Raw genomic sequence first — 15730 nt, 5'->3', positions numbered from 1 at the left:
TTATCTTTTTACTACCACACTACCTATAGATGGAAGCATAATATGTGTATCTGGTTCCATCAAATATTCTCCAAATGTCAAAACAAAAGCGTCAGCTCTGTCCGGTGACTTGAGCCCACGCTTTTTCATATCCTTCTTACTTTCAAGCAGCATTTTACCTTTGCTGGTCATGTTCCATTTACGTGCTGTAAGTTGGGTTATAAGAACATCATCATCAGGCAATTGCAGAACGCTCGGATCTCCATTCATAAAATTGCTCATATTCTGTTCTAATTGTTCCTTTATGGATGCCCACATTTCAGTAACCAGGTTCCCATAGTGCTCATCTAAAGAAGAAGAACCATTGTTAATTGGAATGATTTCATATGGTAACCCTTCTTCAGATACAACCTCATTTAATCTATCTGTTACGCCTCCACCTACGCCGCTATCATCTACTCTTATCCTGATTCGGTTCAAATATGGATGCGCCAAATGTAACTCTTTAGCCAGGCTAATCACCCACCCCGCAGTTACCATTGTGTCTTTCTTGAAATGATGGTGTTCTCCTACAACTCTTGGCCCTATACCAGCAAACATTGAGGTTTCATCATCACCAAATCGTGCAACGTCAACGCCTATGGTTAGCATATCTCCAGTAGGTTCCAATTTCACTTCTTTAGCTGCAAATTCAGCTACTTCCAGCGAAATAAATGTATCCGATTCTCCACGGGGAAATTCACCTTCAACCCGGACCCTCCATACATCGCTGCCTTCACCATACTTACGCTTGAGCATGGCGATATTATCCTTGCTGGTTCTCGGGCTGTCTAAGCATGACACCTTGCGTGTTTTATAATCTGCTCTATCCTTATTGTGCGAATCATAAAAAACACCCGACGTTTTTGTCGGGTTGCCACACATCAATATTTTATTGAACTCACCCGACAACGTACCTAAGATGGCTTCCATGATTGGTTCAGCAACACCCGATGCTTCATCCACAATAAACAGCATGTAGTCCTCATGAAAGCCCTGCATATTCTCAGGCTTAGTAGCTGTACGAGCTGTAGCGAACCAGCGTTCCTCATAGTTCTTCATGTAGATTTTGGTCTTTGTCCATTTTAGAATCCGTTTCAATACCGGACTTTTAGATTGCCACTTATTAATCTCAGCCCATAACACATCATGTAGCTGCTGTCTTGTAGGAGCTGTGCAAATCACTTTTGGATATGGGAAACAAGACAGGAACCATAAAGCTGTCGCTGCTTCTAAGCCTGTTTTCCCGACGCCCTGACCTGAACGAACTGAAACACGAGGATTATTTGCTAAATCCATAAGAGTGCTTGCCTGCCAATCGTCAGGAAAGAATTTAAGCATCTCTTGGCAGAACAATGTGGGATTCTTGCGATACTCAGGAATCCGTTTCTTGAATGCTTGCAGCCTCCGTTTCGTCTCCGGTGAATCCTTCTGTTTCATCACCTACCACCGCCTTTACCCAATCGTCAATTAGATCATCTTCTGCATCGCCTTCACCAGATACCTTTGCCTTTTCAAGCTCAAGTTTCTCACGCTGCATCTTGAGTTTTTCGTCTTCAAGCATCCGCTTATGTTTATCCGGCAACAAATCCATGTATTTAGTCAGCACGTCTAAAGCCTTTGTTTTATCGTGAAGCTTAACACTTACGCCATCCTTGCCCTGCTTTACTTCTGAAACAAGCGTGCCGTCAATTTCATCACTGTTCTTGAAAGCAACAAAATTATATCTGTACTTCTTCGTTTCTCCAGTGTCAGGATCAAACACGGGGTCTCCTTCTAAGCCTAGAACATCCTCTTCCTTTTGACCGAATTCCACGTAGTCCGTTATGTCTGCAAAAGCAATCTTCATGTACTCCATTAGAACGCGCTGAGCATTTAAACCTATCTCGTCGATCATAGATTCCTTGTGCTGTCGAATAATGTTTTGAATTTCAACTTTCTTCAATAGAGCAAAGCCAATCTGATAGGCAGTTTTTTTACTGTATCCCGCCGCAATGGCTGACCTCGTGGCATTGAAGTCTCGAAGGTACTCATAAGTGAATATCCTTTGCTTAGGCGTTAATCCATCTTCATCAGGAATTTCAGGTTCCAGTTCTTCAACAACAATTGGAACGCTCTGTGCTTTTTTGGAACGTTCCATATTACCGGAGCGTTCCGATACCTTTTTCGGAGCGTTCCGTATTTCTGGAGTAGCAACTTTTAGTTCTTTAGAGAGCGCATCAACTGTCGGTGGGGTAGCATATACCTCTCTTGGCTTATCACCTTGATATGTACCAATGAATTTGCGCCGCTCCATTTCATCAATCAGTCGGGCCGCTCTGCTATAACCTATCCTCATTCTGCGTTGCAATAAAGAAACCGAGGCTTGTTTGGCCTCGGCTACAATTTGAACAGCTTTTAGAAAAAGCTCATCAGGATATGCTGTTGGATCTTCATCTTCATTCGAAGTTTTGTTATTTTGATCCGTTCTATTTTTATTAGAACGTTCTGTATGTTCCGTAACGTCAGCAAGTATGTCCTCCCACTTATCTTTTGCCTTCCATCCTCTTACCGTACCTTCAGATACACTAAGTTGAGAGGCTATATCTGTGAGACGTATTTTGCTGGAACTGGCTTTGTATAGATTAAATGCTTCGTCCCGTTTCGGGTCTCTCTTTCGTCCCATATTTTATTATTCACCCCTTTTGATAATGTATCTAGAAGCTAAGGAAAAGTTTCCTGAACGAATAAAAAAGCCACTATTTAGCAGCTTTCTCTTGTCTTTCTTCATATTCTCTTAGATAGTCCACTTTAATGTGAAAAGATTTTTTATACCAATTTCGTCCAAAGAATTCCCAGTAGCCTTCTTGAATGTGAAATTCATTTTTCATATCTGTCCAATACAAATAATTCATGCCAAGGGGAAACCATATAAACCATGTTAAAAATATCGGTACTACTAAATACAACATTATTCCATCCTTTATCTTCTGCTTCACTCAAATTCATCTCCTATATTGTTCCATACGATTGTATCGACATTAAGGATGCAGAATTTTATATATCAATACAGCCTTTCATCCAAAATTAAAAAGAGCAGCGACTTTACGCTGTTCCTATTGTAGTGATCGGTAATTTATAACATGCGGTTACCGCTAATCCGCCATGCCTGGAATAGGCCTTCAATGGACATCCTTCTTGCTCCGGGTTTATATTACCCTCTGAGTCCTGTCTCCAATATTTGATTGTAGTTGTGGACAAGGGCCATTCTCCCCTGTATATCGGTTCTCTTCGGGCGTGTGTGACATACCGATAAATCCATGGGCCTTTCACCCAAGCAATACCCCGACAAAGTGCGTCTCTCTTCCGCCACCACGTTCATTAATTACAGAAGTTCTGCTGCGAGCTGCTTGAGCACTGGCGGTGTAGGAATGAGCTTACCGTCACCCTTATTGCCCTTGATATAAGATTTGTCTTCTCGCGGGTAGTAGACAACACCCTCACCCTCAATGACTGGATATCCACTCTCATCATCCGTCAAGGATGTCTGTACATGCTTTCCATGTTGAGCTGCATGTTCTTCATCATGTAAGTGCAAAATACCGTCAGAACTGAGAAATGCGAAACGTGGTTGTTTAGACATAATTTGTGTTCCTCCTAAAATGGGTTTAATTTGTTCTGAATAAAGTGTAAATCCTTTCTGCTACGGGCCTACTACGGATTTACCTTGCTCTCCATAACAAATAAAGACCGCAAAGGCTTAAGCCCTTACGGTCTAATTTATTTCTGGCATCCTGAGTCCAATTTCTCCTTCCTTATTCCGCCCTCTCCCGTAGTCGATAACCACAAAATCCAAAGTCCGATTAATTTTAAGGCTGTTTGCTATATTTACAATCGCTCGTCGTCGTTTATCTGCAAATGTCGTAGCTGAGATACCAGGCACATCTTTTCTGTATCCCTTCTCCATATACTGCTGGGCCTTGAGATATTTTTTTCCATCTATGAACAGCAGCTTGGCAGCAAGTCCCTCGTGTGGGTCCCTCATGTTGTTCACGGCGAAGCGGACATTGTTTGTGATGAATTGATAGAATTTGTAATTCAAATGCCGTTTGTCCTTTAGGATCGCAGCATTCGCTGTTACATCTGCCGTTAACTCCTGACCTGACTCCCGTTTTGCAATTGCCCCCTCGGCGGAAAGCAACTCATACGCAGACATTCCGTTTTCAATCTGCTGGAGAGCAAACTCATAGTTTTTGATCACGTCAATCATATCGACATACTTACTGAGAAGCCACTTTGTTTTTCGAATATCTTCCTGCTCAATGTCTGAAAAAAAGTTTACCTGGATTATCTTTTGCGTATCAGAAGACTCTTCTTCAAGACTATTTACTATACACATTTGATTATCATTCATCATTTATCATTCCTTTATATAATGTGATAATTTGGTGAAATCGTTATTTCTGGTAGTTAAATGGAAATAGAAACACTATAATAACCTTACACCATAGTTTGCACATGAAGATAAACAAACTAAGGAGGCTTTACTTTTGAAAAAATCTATTATCGCTTTGGCTGCTGGCACAGTTCTTCTTGGGGCATTGTCTGTACCGTCTTTAGGTTTTGCAGAACAACCCCAAACTTCAGCAAATATTTCTTCTGAGACATCATATACTCCGTCTCAAAAGAACAGCAAATGGGTCACTGGTATCAGAGGTGCAACGGTTAATGAGGATAAGAAATCGACAGTTCCAACTTCAAAATTTTACATAGAAGGAGGCTTTGCAGGAGATCTTTATTTGTATAAATGGCAACAAAAAGGCAACAATAAAGTATGCCCATTATATCAAGGCTTCGTTTACAAAATACTCCCTTAATAATAAAAACAACTCTAAAGTAAGCACTTTTTTTCATAAGTGCTTACTTTTTTCATCGTTATTATCTGCCATATTTTATACTCACCTCGCTTGGCGGCACCGTCTCTATTAGGATATACCTATCTATACTGACTACACCCACATATAACAGTAATGCGCATAATATAGAGGTATAGGCTCTTATCATCGACTTTTCCCCCAATAGGTTGTACATACACAGAAGAAAATCCACATCCAAAATGCCATCCAAGGGTGAGCCATCATCCAATCAGCTATGGTCATAGCTTGTTTCCTTTATCTCGCAGGAAAGACGTATGTTCAGGTTGCACACGCGTTGACCTTTCTATTTTGGTAATCAGCTGTAGGCCTTCTATAGACTTCTTTAGCCTCGCGATCTCTGCATCCTTTTGTTGTATAACCTTTTGTAATCTAATCATTTCCTTGCCTTGCTGTTCTAGGTCATCTCCCAATCCTTTAGCAACCTCTGACCAGCGTATACGTCCTCTCAACTCTATGTCATATTGTTGGAGCCAGTAGATAGTAATGTCAGGTTGATCTGCGATAAATAATTCCCTTGACCATGCTTCATCCACTTTCAAGCACAGATTCATATCCTCTTGCCAGTTACGTTCCCCTACCTGTATATCTGGCTGCTGTGGTGGGTCTGGATCAAAATCACCGTCATTGATAGACGAATACAACGATTGATAGAATACACTCCTGCCACCAGCTCCTTGGCGCCGACTCTCTTCCCTGTTGAACATCCACTTAAGCAGCTTATCTGCATCTATTAAGCGTGGTTTATCTGTCATTGTTGTTCCTCCCATTCGGTAATATCGTCCCCGTCTTGCCCAGTGCCACATTCTGGACAAATATACTCCAAGCCCGTTTCCTTTAACTCAATGGGAACTATGTCGCGTCCTAAAGTATTTTCTGTCTCTTCATCCCACTCAGCAGCAGTGAAGTATTTAAAACATTCAACACACTGGAAATAACGTGGTTTATCTGTCATTATTGTTCCTCCCTTTAATGAAACCGTTTTGTGTCAGCCATATGCCCACACTAATCCCAATTCCAAAGGGCAGTGATAGTATGGCTATTAGTGAAAGTGCCTGACCCATCTATATATCCTCCCTTAGTGGGTGTAGGTCCTACACCCTGTATTGGTTTAATCCTTAATGGATAATGTTAAATAGGCAGCCTCTGCCCTTTCTCGGGGGCTGGCGAGTAATAGACGTTTAACTTCAATGAGTGCTATAAGGTCGTATTTCTCAACCTCTTCATATGTCGCCCCGTATACCTTCGTTGACAAAGTTTTCAAATATAACGCTGCATCTACCTCTATAGCCTTTGCCTGTACCTCCAGAGAGGCAGCAGGGTCAGTGCAGTAATCTTTCGGGCTGGTAGAGTAAGTGCCCTTTATGACGTTGCCTTCACGGTGTCGGTCCTCTTTAGCCCCCAAGAGTATTTCAAGTTGCAAATTTAGTTGCTGGTCTGTCATATCCAACATATCTATCATCCTTCCAACGCTCCGTCAGGGTGACTGAGCGTATTGTATTGGTGGTTACTCCCTACCTAATGCCTTCATTCTTTCTTCTTCTCGCAGTTTCTCAACCGCTAACAAAACATCTTCTATATCGTCTGTGTCAAGTGTTGAAAAATCTCTATCGTCATTATCTATTTCCAGTTTGATCATATGGAGATAATCAAAATCTAAGACATGATATCCTGTTCCACTGGTTTCGCGCGGGAATTTCTCCAACCCTTTCATTTCCGCTGTGAGCAGGGCTATTGTCTGGTCCCTCTCTGCCAACTGTTTGCCTCTCTCAGCAGCCGTTTGAAAGTTAGCTAGGCTTTCCTCATTCAAGCCATTTACCTGCTGCTGGAGTGAGTCTACCAGAGCTGATACATCTACCTTTTGTAGAAACTCAGTTGAAAACGATCCACTAAAACCCTCAAGGAATATAGAACCGTAATCGTGTCCTTTATGCTGGAATTCATCCGATCGGCATGTCCAAATCTTGCCGAAGTTGTCAGGGTGGTCATGTTCCATACACGTATGCATTACAACCTGATCGCCCTTTTGCAGCTTATATGTCCGTTCACTCACCTTTACCGCCTCCAGTCAGCCTTTTAATAGCCTCTTCGATTTCAACCGTATTGGTAGGGTAGAAATCAATATACTGTGAGGCATCTTCCCATATAGCTTCGTTTATCATTCGGTCGATTTCTTCCCTGCTCTTACCTTCTATGTCTTCGTCGTCAATCTCAACCGCTCCCTCTCGACATGCGTTGGGATAGCCGATAGACATTTTCCACTCAATTAACATCCTTGTTCCCTCCTTGGGGCTGTAGCAGCTCCGGGTTATCGTGGATGTTGCCTATTACCACAGCATTTTCGTTTTCGAAATAGAGCAAAGTAGTTCCGAACGGATGGTGACCTATCAATTCGGCGTAAAATCCACCTTTCTTGTAGGTCACCTTGTAATGTCGCTTGACCATCTCGCCAGACATAGGATTTTTGTAGCTACCATCCAAAATAGAGTCTTCGTAAATGTCCTCGCCTTCCCGATCAGGCAGACCAGCATATTGACCTACTGTTTCAGGGTCTACCGGATGTGATTGCGCTCTATCGTCTACAATGTCCACCCTGCCGTTGTGCTGCCAGATATCTCCGAATACCCATTCGCCGTTATCCAGTCGTTTACCACGGAATTTAATATCTCTCATGCTTATCGCTCCTTAGGGGTATAGGGTAAGAGGCCAGAAGGCCCCTGTTTATGCGCTCGGTCGATCCAGTGTGTCGATAATTACTTCTGGACCGTCTAACATCCAATATTTTGTTACGTGGTCGCTTGCGAATGCATCGTTAAGCACTGCCTGAATCCGGTCGTAATGTTCTTGTTTCAAGCATTTTGATGCTCTTTCTTCCCAATCTTCGTACAATTCTTCACTCTCGTACTCAATCCATTGTTTGAGCATTAACTTAGCATCTGGGCGCCAGTGTCTTTCCTCAAATGCGTACCACGTATGCGACGCCAAAATTTCATCATCTCTTACTATTTCTCGCAGTTCCCCAGCCGTGTACACACACGAGGAATCCTCATACCCTACCTTCGTTTCATTTGGCAGTTCAGACAATTTCACGTTTTCCATTGATAATCGCTCCTTATTATTTGTTTAGGGTATGGGGTAAGAGGCTGAAATTACTTTCGGTACGCTCTTAGTTGCTCTTGAAGCTTCGGTATAGCGGCTACAACCTGTCTGACTTCTTCCCGTAGCTCCTTCGGTACATCTGTATGATCGAGCACCGTAAATGCCCAGGACATCAGATGTGATGCATTTCCCATGTGGGAAAGAGACTGGTACACATAATCATCCAGCACTCCAAGTTTCGCAAATCCCTCGTAGTTTGGTTGGTGTGCTGCGTAGGTTCCGAATTCGGGCTTGACTACTTTGGCGGTAGCCTGCATATTTTCCAAGTAAGGTATGCGCTGAGTATAAAAATTAAGTTCTTCATTGATGCTTTTAATTGCTTCCTCATCGCCAACTTGTTCTGCCACTTCTAATCGTTTTTCTATATCAGGAATTCTAATAGTTTTGATGTGGTCGATTTCCTTTTGGATTTTTCTAAATCCCTCTTCAGTCAAAATTGTTTTACTCATGCTTCATTACTCCTTTAATATTTGTATTGGGTATAGGGTAAGAGGCTGTTATGCCTCACCACTCATTGCGTTCGCGGACTATCTTTAATTCTTCCTGTGTCAGCACTACTGGTATCGGATCATAATTGTCCTTCACAAATTGAACGTCATTGCTAATCGGTAAACTGGCAAAGAATTTGTAACAATCTTCAATGTCTTTTTCGCCTGGCTCCGTCAGATCATTGCGTATAATGAGAAACGCGTCAGACAATATTGTTGTATCAAGGTTCTCGTCGCCCCAATCTCCACAATCGATGCCGTCACATAGATAACGTCCATCCTTACCCTTTGCTTTGAATGCAATAGCTTTAACCATGTAATATCTCTCCTTTGGTATAGGTAGTAGGGGGTGTATCCCCCTTATGGAGGGCTAAGCCCCCTCCTTCTTATTCCCTATGGGGCTAAACTGTGCGGTTCTTTCTGAACCACGCCCGACCTTCATCCGTGTTTAAAAATACTTCTGCCTTCTTGGTATGGTCTATCCGTCGTACCAAACCTTTTTCTTTCAACTTAGCTACTGAACAAAATCCCCGAAAACCACCGTTTTGGTCATGAACCTCATATGTTCCAGCTCCAAACTTGAAACCCGTTGCCCAACAAACTATTTTCAGTTGCATATCCATTGTTATGTCCTCTCTGCCCTTGGGGGCTATAGATCAATCCTCGAACCGCTCACCATAACCATAAGAAGGTGCTGGTACGCTGAAATTTTTCAAAGCATCAGATATCATGTTTGTAAAAACGAGCATTTGCTTATCATCCATAGCTTCCAACAGCCGTATCTCTTTAGCCTTCAAAGTTCGGCCTGCCGCTGAAGTAATCAGTTCCATTACTGGCTTCATGTAATCTAGATGCTCTCTCTTCTCAGCTTCCATCCGTTCACGCGCCGCCTGCTTGCGGTTGTACTCTTCCCAATCTTGTTCGTCAAACCAAAATCTAGGTCCATAAGTTAATGAATATGTCGTTATCCATCCTTGGAGTTCTTCCTCGTTTGTCTGGATACGATCATGACAGGTATCGCAGACACGCATAGCATTTGTCTTTACACCGCGTCCGCTTCTTCCTCTTGGAATTACGTGATGGGTTTGAGTGGATTTACGACTACACCCACATTGGCAGAGGCCTTGTGTTTCTTCTATTAATTCAGTAACTACTTCTGCCGGAAATTCAGCTCGGTCAGCCCGAGAAGGACGTGACTGGTGGTGAGCAAGAATGTCCTTCTTCCATTCTGGAATCGGCTTTTTGCTTTTCTTACGCTGTCTAAGGCTGCTGAACGATTTCTTTTCTTTGACTTTTTTCTCCGGTTTCCAGAATGTTTGATGAGACATTCTCCTCGCCACCTTTCCAACAATTTAGTTTCGTATTTCCTGTGCTTATGCTTATATTTTGTACCTAATCCGTTACGGCTCCACTGCGGATTTCAGAGGTTCAAGCAGCCCTGCTTCTTCTAAAACGGAATAATATTTATATCTTTCTTTCGTTGTTACGTGCACTTTGCTTATTGTGTGAGATGCATAGAAGGCCACGGCCTGCTGCACTTCGATCGGCTCTTCATCAAGCTTGTTCAAGTCGAGCTTTTTCACGAACTACTCTCCCTTACAAGGTGATCATATTTTTCTTCAAATCCACTCTTTATATCTGGTGGTAAGGTTTCAATAACTTCTTCCCACAAACTCAACAATTCATTGTTATGAGAGTTAGATTTTTGAATCTGAGCGTATCGCTCCGACAAAGCCGTGGTAAATTCGTCAGCCTCTTGTTTCGTCATATCCGCCCTCCTATATGTTTTCAGTTCCAGTACAAGGTTGCTCGTTCGGATACAGAGTTGCGTAGTCGAATCATTCAGCGTAGGAAAAGTTTCCTGAACTGATCTTGGCTTGTGCCAACCTCACCGGATGATCCCGGTGAACGCTCTGAGCTTAATGACCTGTTTATACTCGCTCAGACGAGTTTTTAATTCTTTGATCCAAATTGTGAGTAGGATGAAACTCCACTCGAATTCCCAAAACCCATCTTGCCAGAATACCCATTGCTTGTATGTTTTTCTCATTGATAATTCACTCCTATTTATTATCTAATTTAGTTAAACTATTTTCGATAGGATTAATATATAACGAATTTCGTTAGTAGTCAAGGAAATTATAATCTTGATTCGTTTAACTATTTTTGATAAGTTAATGTAAGAGAGGTGGCTGCTATGTTTCGTTTAAAATTAGATCAGATACTTGAATCTAAGCCTGACTGGACTATGTATAAATTACATATTCAAACGGGCATTAGGCCAAATACTATAAGTGACATGGTGAACAATAAGGCTAAACAGTGGTCACCAGAAAACTTAAACAAGATATACAAGGCGTTGGGTTTGGAGTCAGTCAATGATTTAATAGAATATGTTGATGAAGCGGAGCAAGAGGAGAAATAACCTCTATGCTCCTTTTTTTGTTTCCCGCTTAGATCGGATTAAGAAGCCTTTCAAGTCGCATAACTTCTTTCTGAAGGTATTGAATCAAATCAGCTGCCTCTTCCAAGGCCATGAGTTTCCAGTCATAGGACATATCTGATACCTGGTCTATGGTGGTTCCATACTTCTTTAGACCTTTCTCGTTTTGCTTGTCCAGCAATTCTATGATCCGTTGTGTTACTTCTGGACGTTCAATTTCATTTTGAGAGTGCTTCATTTAATCGCCTCCTCCGTCTCCGGTAGAATAAGCATATCTCCGTCATACTTCAACTCCGCCTGATTAGGGTCAATCACTGGTCCCCAATGGTTATTAGCCTGCATGATGCGGACTATATCAGCCGCATATGTTTCGTCGGTGTTAACTACCAGATAGGTATTTAAAGCTGGCTTTCCATTCAGATGTCGCAACTCTTGGATTTTCCAAAGAATGCGGGACAACTCACTTTTATCCCGATCATCAAGGTAATTTTCAGCATCCTCATTTTTGATTACGGTAAATCTGACTTTTATTCCGGCCAGTTCTGACATTTTTAATCTCTCCTTCGGCTCGTTTTACTAATTTATTGATTGCTCGCTTTCGATCTGCTCGTTCTTTCTTTGCCTGCTGTGTAGAAACAAATTCCCCACGCCTTTTTACCAGTATTTCAATTGGCAAAGTCGGGTATTTTAGTTGGAAAAGCTTCAACTTCACTCTAAAGGTAGCCGTTTCAACTCCCTTTATGTCAATTACTCGCTGGCTTCCGTCAAGATCAGTAACAAGGAAATCTGCAATGTAGGTCACCTTCGGGCTTTCCTGTAAGACGTATTTGGGCTGACAGACAAAGTCCTTTATTTCCCCCAGCTGCTTCTGCAAGAGCAATTCCTGATAGTACTCACCTTCCATTTTGCTGTCGAATCGAATACCAGTTACATCAAGGTTATATTTCTTTACCAACCATTCCTCAAATAGAGTTCCATCGGCTGTAACAATCACTTTTTTAGCATTGTATTTACTCATTAATCTACCGTCCTATACGGTAGTACCACATGAATGCTTTGCTTATCCTCGCCGCTTAGAAAGAAAATAGGCTGCATTTTCCCGGAAAAGATCAGTGTTACTCGTTCTCCATCCAAAGCTTTCAGAGCATCCATTGCATATTTAGCATTTAAAGAGATTGTAAAATCCTGACCAGTAAAATTGATAGGAACAATACTTTCACTTGCCTTACCCGTTTGTTTCCCTTTACCTCGAATGCTTACTTCTTTCTCAGCAATGTCCAGCCTAATCATATTACTCTTTTCTTCTTTTGCCAGAGTATAGATAAGTTCAATGGAATCCAAAAGTTCCCGTTTATTTACCTCGACTTTTGTAGTACCTTCCGGTACAGCGCTCATTCGCTGCGTGTCAGGATAGACACCCTCTAGAACGCGTGAATAAAACGTAAACCTCTCCGTCCGAGCAAATGCATATACTACCTGACCATCATCAGACTTCGAGAATCCGAATTCTACATTATCCTTATCCGTTATGATCTTTTGAAGCTCCATAAGACCTCTTGCTTCGATTACAGCATTTCCGAATTCGCCTGACGCAATATCTTTTTCGGTTTTTGATAGCCGATGCCGATTAGTAGCTTGCATTCCTACTTTTCCGTCTTTGAGATAAACATTGGCGCCTGTTATGATCGGCAAGTCTTTCGCGTCAATATTTGCTGCAAAAACAACCTTTTTGAATAAACCCTTTAAATCTTTCCCTGATATCTCAATATGTTCATTTTCAGCAATCGCGGGAGGCAAAGGGAATTCTTCTGGATCTAACCCAGCCATTTCGATTTCTTTATTCTGTGATGTGATAATCACATTGAAACCAGCATTAGATTCAATTCGGACATCCCCGTTAATTTTCTTGAGCATTTCCAAGCACAGTTTAGGCAGAACTACCTTTCCACTCCGTTCGATTTGAACATGCTCGTCGAAAATATACGATTGTATCGTAGCTCTATCATCAGTTCCTGTTACTGTTAGCCCCTTGTTGTTGGCTTCGATTAAGAAGCAACCGAGTATTGGCATGATACTTTTAGCTGAAATAGCTTTGCTGGCATCTTCCAGAGCTTCAACCAGTAAAGCACTGTCCACTACTATATTCATAAGGTTTGATCTCCTTTTTCGCATTAGAATTGCACTCCGGGCAAGGTCCCAGCATTACGATGGAGCCTTTGAACTGATATGCCACCTTACTGCCGCTGCAAGTTCTACACATACCCTTAATCCCTCCGTCTATTTCTACCACCCACCGGCAGTATCTTTACAAATGGTTCTATTCGCTCAATGATCCGGGCCGCTTTTTTGTCATTCTGTTTCTGTTCGCTCGGCTTGCTATCTTTCACATTCGCCAAGTGCTGTTTCAACTCACTCATTGTTAAATTAGATGTGTAGATCGTCGTTAAGCGTTCCATACGCCGCTGAAGTATCGGTCCCAGCACTTCATCCCTTGTCCATGTTGTAAGGGACTCAGCTCCAATATCATCTAAAATTAAGACTGTAGCAGTCCTCAATGCATCCAATTTGCCCTCTACTGTTTCTGTTTTGGAACCAATGGCATCCTTGACCTCCAGTAGGAAATCAGGAACATAGACCATCAGTACGCTTACGTCACGCTTAGCCAACTCTTGGGCAATGGCTCCAACGATCCTGCTTTTGCCTACACCCATTTGACCGTAAAAGTATAGTCCTGTTGTCGTTTCTCCGGGAACAAATTCATCACAGAAGCTTATTGCCGCTGCAATTGCAGATATCCGCTGCGGGTCAGGTTCAATGTCTTCGAAGGTGGCATTCAGGATGTGAGCCGGGATGTAATGGCTCTTGATCCTCTGACCTATTCCTTGTTCTCTTTCGTGAGCGACCAACAATGGGCATTTCCGAAGTCGGAAGACCAGTTCGTCAGCTTTGGTCGGGTTAGGCTCCGCAACGCTTGCATGCCCCTTCTGTTCGTTCCGGCAAGCAAGCAACCCTGGACACTCGCTGCATTTATCGCAATAGGATATATGCTGTGACAAATCTCTATATCGTTTGGGTTCGGTCAGATCCTCAGTTCGGTCAGGAAATTCGCTTTTTAATCTCTGAACCTCAGGATGGTTTGTTAGACGTTCCAGCACCGCAGCCTGTTTCTTGGCAAAACCTGCGGGTATTAATGCCTTTAGCTCTTTGCCGAAACTCTCCATACGGCATCAACCTCCCTGTTTAGCCCTTAGTTTTGCAAGCATGCTTTGAATGTCCGACTCGGTGTATTCGCTTGGCGGCACATCTATTTGTGACTCAGGTTTATAAGGCAAAGGACTTTCGACCCTCTCCCCCTTACCAACATCTTCACGTAAGGCGTGTAAGGAGAAAATAATAGTCGCACAATAACTCAGACTCCGTATCCCATCGCGCTTATGCTTAGGTTTAAATTTGTCAAAGGATTGATCAATTCCGTCCAAAGCGGTTTGAAGCGGTACACCAGCAGTCAGCAATTCATCAATGCTCGTTTCGTCGGCTGCTGTAATGTCTAATCCTTTCCCCCTGCGCTGTAGGTACTTGTTGGCAAGGGTGTTGCGATAATCAATATCCGAAGATGATACTTCATTCTGTCCAGAGTCGGCATCTGTTTCAGGATTGACAGGAACGGCATCCTGTCGGGTGAACGGTATCCCCTCATCTTCGGATTTGATTTCAGTCTCGGGCGTTAAACAACAACTTTCTTTTTCTAGTTCTAAATCTAATTCTTTATCTGTTTCGTTACCGACCGTTACTGTAACGTTACCAGTAACGTTTCCTGTAACATGAGGATCATTTCCACCTGAATCAAGCTGCTTTTGCTTGTTCCGGTAATTTCGAACCCTCTTTTTAGTTTGTTCCCTGACCTTATCCATTCCATCTACATTCTGATGTTTCTCCCAGTTAGGCAGAAAGAAAGCTCCTTGCTCAGAAACTTCCAGCATCCCGAATCTTTCGAAGATGGATAGAGCCATTTTTATAACCGGCAGCGGCCTTTTGATCACTGAAATCAACATGTCCTCTGTATATGGAATAGTTTCGGTCAGCATGATGTAACCGCCCATATTTGATCTTCCTGTCATAGTCATTAGCTTGAGCCATATAACAATGATCGTGTCAGCTTCGGGCATATCTTCGATGATTTTAATTTTTTCGTCGTCAAACATGCCAGTACTGAGCTTGATCCATTTTATTTCTGCCATGTTTCAACCTCTTCTCAGCTTTTGAATCATAAACCTACCTGTTTGCGCTGGCGTTGTTTCCAAACTCCGCCAGCAACACCTTTAGGCTGTATTTTAAAGAGTTTATTACCTGGTCATTACTTTCTACAGCGTTACTCCAGCGAACCTTATCAGCTTCTGCATCCGCTTCTTGGTTGCGAAGTTTGATTACCGCCAACTCCGCTCGCTGCTCCCTAAGATTCTCTGCTGCAATATACGCTTCAGCATAAACACGCTTCCTCTCAGCATATTTCTTCTTATAATCCCTTACGGCCTCAGCTGCCTTGCGCCCCAAAAGAATCTGGACTTCGGTCAGTAATTCAATCTTACGTGCCAGTGTAGCAGGGTAATCATGGCTGCATTGATCCGCAAGACTATAAAGCTCTCCGAGCGTATATTGTTTTTTTAGAGACAATGCAACCACTCTTTCTTACTTATTTGTCTGTTCAATTT

The 15730-nt window shown here is 42.5% G+C and carries 27 protein-coding genes; 2 read left to right on the top strand and 25 right to left on the bottom strand.

Features of this window, described 5'->3' with window-relative positions:
* The 5 genes from NSQ58_RS11900 to NSQ58_RS11880 all read right to left on the bottom strand — a co-directional run bounded on the left by NSQ58_RS11900 (position 1) and on the right by NSQ58_RS11880 (position 4414).
* The gene (locus NSQ58_RS11900) at positions 1 to 1458 is read right to left on the bottom strand and encodes a DEAD/DEAH box helicase family protein (protein WP_341057471.1); all 1458 of its coding nucleotides are present in this window, start codon (positions 1456 to 1458) and stop codon (positions 1 to 3) included.
* Positions 1394 to 2683 carry a terminase small subunit gene (locus NSQ58_RS11895; protein WP_341057469.1) on the bottom strand — a complete coding sequence of 430 codons (1290 nt, stop codon included), beginning with the start codon at positions 2681 to 2683 and terminating at the stop codon, positions 1394 to 1396. Before NSQ58_RS11895 ends, NSQ58_RS11900 begins: the two co-directional genes overlap by 65 nt.
* A gap of 73 nt (positions 2684 to 2756) precedes the next feature.
* Positions 2757 to 2996: a hypothetical protein gene (locus NSQ58_RS11890; RefSeq protein ID WP_279832263.1), complete on the bottom strand. Its 240-nt coding sequence runs from the start codon at positions 2994 to 2996 to the stop codon at positions 2757 to 2759.
* Between the two features lie 386 nt (positions 2997 to 3382).
* The gene (locus NSQ58_RS11885) at positions 3383 to 3640 is read right to left on the bottom strand and encodes a hypothetical protein (protein WP_076158417.1); all 258 of its coding nucleotides are present in this window, start codon (positions 3638 to 3640) and stop codon (positions 3383 to 3385) included.
* Between the two features lie 132 nt (positions 3641 to 3772).
* Positions 3773 to 4414, bottom strand: coding sequence for a hypothetical protein (locus NSQ58_RS11880; protein WP_418026237.1), 642 nt, complete (start codon positions 4412 to 4414; stop codon positions 3773 to 3775).
* Positions 4415 to 4547: 133 nt separating this feature from the next.
* Between NSQ58_RS11880 and NSQ58_RS11875 the strand changes: the two genes are divergently transcribed.
* On the top strand, positions 4548 to 4874 hold the full coding sequence (locus NSQ58_RS11875) for a hypothetical protein (RefSeq protein ID WP_013310570.1): 327 nt from the start codon (positions 4548 to 4550) through the stop codon (positions 4872 to 4874).
* Positions 4875 to 5152: 278 nt separating this feature from the next.
* On the opposite strand, the gene NSQ58_RS11870 is transcribed toward NSQ58_RS11875, so the two are convergent.
* From NSQ58_RS11870 to NSQ58_RS11810, 13 genes are all read right to left on the bottom strand, one after another.
* Positions 5153 to 5686: a hypothetical protein gene (locus tag NSQ58_RS11870; protein WP_341057467.1), complete on the bottom strand. Its 534-nt coding sequence runs from the start codon at positions 5684 to 5686 to the stop codon at positions 5153 to 5155.
* The gene (locus NSQ58_RS11865) at positions 5683 to 5886 is read right to left on the bottom strand and encodes a hypothetical protein (protein ID WP_341057466.1); all 204 of its coding nucleotides are present in this window, start codon (positions 5884 to 5886) and stop codon (positions 5683 to 5685) included. Before NSQ58_RS11865 ends, NSQ58_RS11870 begins: the two co-directional genes overlap by 4 nt.
* Before the next feature lie 156 nt (positions 5887 to 6042).
* Positions 6043 to 6393, bottom strand: a complete 351-nt coding sequence (locus NSQ58_RS11860; RefSeq protein WP_341057465.1) for a hypothetical protein — start codon at positions 6391 to 6393, stop codon at positions 6043 to 6045.
* Positions 6394 to 6438: 45 nt separating this feature from the next.
* Positions 6439 to 6984, bottom strand: a complete 546-nt coding sequence (locus tag NSQ58_RS11855) for a hypothetical protein (RefSeq protein ID WP_341057464.1) — start codon at positions 6982 to 6984, stop codon at positions 6439 to 6441.
* A complete protein-coding gene (locus NSQ58_RS11850) occupies positions 6977 to 7204 on the bottom strand; it encodes a DUF7167 family protein (protein WP_341057463.1) in 228 nt (75 codons plus the stop codon). The genes NSQ58_RS11855 and NSQ58_RS11850 overlap by 8 nt, the downstream gene beginning before the upstream one ends.
* Complete coding sequence (locus NSQ58_RS11845; RefSeq protein ID WP_341057462.1) at positions 7194 to 7604, bottom strand: YopX family protein; 411 nt, start codon at positions 7602 to 7604, stop codon at positions 7194 to 7196. Before NSQ58_RS11845 ends, NSQ58_RS11850 begins: the two co-directional genes overlap by 11 nt.
* A 48-nt stretch (positions 7605 to 7652) precedes the next feature.
* The gene (locus NSQ58_RS11840) at positions 7653 to 8030 is read right to left on the bottom strand and encodes a hypothetical protein (protein ID WP_341057461.1); all 378 of its coding nucleotides are present in this window, start codon (positions 8028 to 8030) and stop codon (positions 7653 to 7655) included.
* Between the two features lie 50 nt (positions 8031 to 8080).
* Positions 8081 to 8539, bottom strand: coding sequence for a hypothetical protein (locus NSQ58_RS11835; protein WP_341057459.1), 459 nt, complete (start codon positions 8537 to 8539; stop codon positions 8081 to 8083).
* Positions 8540 to 8594: 55 nt separating this feature from the next.
* On the bottom strand, positions 8595 to 8894 hold the full coding sequence (locus NSQ58_RS11830) for a hypothetical protein (RefSeq protein WP_341057458.1): 300 nt from the start codon (positions 8892 to 8894) through the stop codon (positions 8595 to 8597).
* Between the two features lie 85 nt (positions 8895 to 8979).
* Positions 8980 to 9201, bottom strand: a complete 222-nt coding sequence (locus NSQ58_RS11825) for a hypothetical protein (protein WP_053324978.1) — start codon at positions 9199 to 9201, stop codon at positions 8980 to 8982.
* Positions 9202 to 9234: 33 nt separating this feature from the next.
* Positions 9235 to 9906 (bottom strand): HNH endonuclease, encoded by a 672-nt coding sequence (locus tag NSQ58_RS11820; RefSeq protein ID WP_341057457.1) that lies wholly within the window; start codon positions 9904 to 9906, stop codon positions 9235 to 9237.
* Between the two features lie 72 nt (positions 9907 to 9978).
* Complete coding sequence (locus NSQ58_RS11815) at positions 9979 to 10161, bottom strand: hypothetical protein (protein WP_076295332.1); 183 nt, start codon at positions 10159 to 10161, stop codon at positions 9979 to 9981.
* The gene (locus NSQ58_RS11810; RefSeq protein WP_076295331.1) at positions 10158 to 10346 is read right to left on the bottom strand and encodes a hypothetical protein; all 189 of its coding nucleotides are present in this window, start codon (positions 10344 to 10346) and stop codon (positions 10158 to 10160) included. The genes NSQ58_RS11815 and NSQ58_RS11810 overlap by 4 nt, the downstream gene beginning before the upstream one ends.
* 429 nt (positions 10347 to 10775) lie before the next feature.
* Between NSQ58_RS11810 and NSQ58_RS11805 the strand changes: the two genes are divergently transcribed.
* Positions 10776 to 11003 carry a helix-turn-helix domain-containing protein gene (locus NSQ58_RS11805; protein ID WP_076295330.1) on the top strand — a complete coding sequence of 76 codons (228 nt, stop codon included), beginning with the start codon at positions 10776 to 10778 and terminating at the stop codon, positions 11001 to 11003.
* A gap of 28 nt (positions 11004 to 11031) precedes the next feature.
* Here the strand turns inward: NSQ58_RS11805 and NSQ58_RS11800 are convergent, their stop codons facing one another.
* From NSQ58_RS11800 to NSQ58_RS11770, 7 genes are all read right to left on the bottom strand, one after another.
* Positions 11032 to 11259, bottom strand: coding sequence for a hypothetical protein (locus NSQ58_RS11800; protein ID WP_076295329.1), 228 nt, complete (start codon positions 11257 to 11259; stop codon positions 11032 to 11034).
* Positions 11256 to 11570, bottom strand: a complete 315-nt coding sequence (locus tag NSQ58_RS11795) for a hypothetical protein (RefSeq protein WP_179085381.1) — start codon at positions 11568 to 11570, stop codon at positions 11256 to 11258. The genes NSQ58_RS11800 and NSQ58_RS11795 overlap by 4 nt, the downstream gene beginning before the upstream one ends.
* Positions 11521 to 12039, bottom strand: a complete 519-nt coding sequence (locus NSQ58_RS11790) for a DUF1064 domain-containing protein (RefSeq protein ID WP_341057455.1) — start codon at positions 12037 to 12039, stop codon at positions 11521 to 11523. The genes NSQ58_RS11795 and NSQ58_RS11790 overlap by 50 nt, the downstream gene beginning before the upstream one ends.
* The gene (gene dnaN, locus NSQ58_RS11785; protein WP_341057454.1) at positions 12039 to 13169 is read right to left on the bottom strand and encodes a DNA polymerase III subunit beta; all 1131 of its coding nucleotides are present in this window, start codon (positions 13167 to 13169) and stop codon (positions 12039 to 12041) included. The genes NSQ58_RS11790 and dnaN overlap by 1 nt, the downstream gene beginning before the upstream one ends.
* A 116-nt stretch (positions 13170 to 13285) precedes the next feature.
* Positions 13286 to 14242, bottom strand: a complete 957-nt coding sequence (dnaI, locus tag NSQ58_RS11780; protein WP_341057453.1) for a primosomal protein DnaI — start codon at positions 14240 to 14242, stop codon at positions 13286 to 13288.
* A gap of 6 nt (positions 14243 to 14248) precedes the next feature.
* Positions 14249 to 15259, bottom strand: coding sequence for a phage replisome organizer N-terminal domain-containing protein (locus tag NSQ58_RS11775; protein ID WP_341057452.1), 1011 nt, complete (start codon positions 15257 to 15259; stop codon positions 14249 to 14251).
* A 34-nt stretch (positions 15260 to 15293) separates the two neighbouring features.
* Complete coding sequence (locus NSQ58_RS11770) at positions 15294 to 15701, bottom strand: hypothetical protein (RefSeq protein WP_341057451.1); 408 nt, start codon at positions 15699 to 15701, stop codon at positions 15294 to 15296.
* Positions 15702 to 15730 lie beyond the last annotated feature (29 nt).

The sequence above is a fragment of the Paenibacillus sp. FSL M7-0134 genome (assembly GCF_038007865.1).
GTDB lineage: Bacteria > Bacillota > Bacilli > Paenibacillales > Paenibacillaceae > Paenibacillus > Paenibacillus polymyxa_B.
Note: the sequence above shows the minus strand (reverse complement) of the source record. Positions and strands in the feature narration are given on the sequence as shown.

Coding starts and splice junctions, on each gene's coding strand:
- NSQ58_RS11840 (WP_341057461.1), bottom strand. CDS start 8,030: ATGGAAAACGTGAAATTGTCTGAACTGCCAAATGAAACGAAGGTAGGG.
- NSQ58_RS11860 (WP_341057465.1), bottom strand. CDS start 6,393: ATGATAGATATGTTGGATATGACAGACCAGCAACTAAATTTGCAACTT.
- NSQ58_RS11895 (WP_341057469.1), bottom strand. CDS start 2,683: ATGGGACGAAAGAGAGACCCGAAACGGGACGAAGCATTTAATCTATAC.
- NSQ58_RS11775 (WP_341057452.1), bottom strand. CDS start 15,259: ATGGCAGAAATAAAATGGATCAAGCTCAGTACTGGCATGTTTGACGAC.
- NSQ58_RS11820 (WP_341057457.1), bottom strand. CDS start 9,906: ATGTCTCATCAAACATTCTGGAAACCGGAGAAAAAAGTCAAAGAAAAG.
- NSQ58_RS11810 (WP_076295331.1), bottom strand. CDS start 10,346: ATGACGAAACAAGAGGCTGACGAATTTACCACGGCTTTGTCGGAGCGA.
- NSQ58_RS11800 (WP_076295329.1), bottom strand. CDS start 11,259: ATGAAGCACTCTCAAAATGAAATTGAACGTCCAGAAGTAACACAACGG.
- NSQ58_RS11805 (WP_076295330.1), top strand. CDS start 10,776: ATGTTTCGTTTAAAATTAGATCAGATACTTGAATCTAAGCCTGACTGG.
- NSQ58_RS11870 (WP_341057467.1), bottom strand. CDS start 5,686: ATGACAGATAAACCACGCTTAATAGATGCAGATAAGCTGCTTAAGTGG.
- NSQ58_RS11900 (WP_341057471.1), bottom strand. CDS start 1,458: ATGAAACAGAAGGATTCACCGGAGACGAAACGGAGGCTGCAAGCATTC.
- NSQ58_RS11795 (WP_179085381.1), bottom strand. CDS start 11,570: ATGTCAGAACTGGCCGGAATAAAAGTCAGATTTACCGTAATCAAAAAT.
- NSQ58_RS11825 (WP_053324978.1), bottom strand. CDS start 9,201: ATGGATATGCAACTGAAAATAGTTTGTTGGGCAACGGGTTTCAAGTTT.
- dnaN (WP_341057454.1), bottom strand. CDS start 13,169: ATGAATATAGTAGTGGACAGTGCTTTACTGGTTGAAGCTCTGGAAGAT.
- NSQ58_RS11790 (WP_341057455.1), bottom strand. CDS start 12,039: ATGAGTAAATACAATGCTAAAAAAGTGATTGTTACAGCCGATGGAACT.
- dnaI (WP_341057453.1), bottom strand. CDS start 14,242: ATGGAGAGTTTCGGCAAAGAGCTAAAGGCATTAATACCCGCAGGTTTT.
- NSQ58_RS11850 (WP_341057463.1), bottom strand. CDS start 7,204: ATGTTAATTGAGTGGAAAATGTCTATCGGCTATCCCAACGCATGTCGA.
- NSQ58_RS11885 (WP_076158417.1), bottom strand. CDS start 3,640: ATGTCTAAACAACCACGTTTCGCATTTCTCAGTTCTGACGGTATTTTG.
- NSQ58_RS11830 (WP_341057458.1), bottom strand. CDS start 8,894: ATGGTTAAAGCTATTGCATTCAAAGCAAAGGGTAAGGATGGACGTTAT.
- NSQ58_RS11835 (WP_341057459.1), bottom strand. CDS start 8,539: ATGAGTAAAACAATTTTGACTGAAGAGGGATTTAGAAAAATCCAAAAG.
- NSQ58_RS11880 (WP_418026237.1), bottom strand. CDS start 4,414: ATGATGAATGATAATCAAATGTGTATAGTAAATAGTCTTGAAGAAGAG.
- NSQ58_RS11865 (WP_341057466.1), bottom strand. CDS start 5,886: ATGACAGATAAACCACGTTATTTCCAGTGTGTTGAATGTTTTAAATAC.
- NSQ58_RS11845 (WP_341057462.1), bottom strand. CDS start 7,604: ATGAGAGATATTAAATTCCGTGGTAAACGACTGGATAACGGCGAATGG.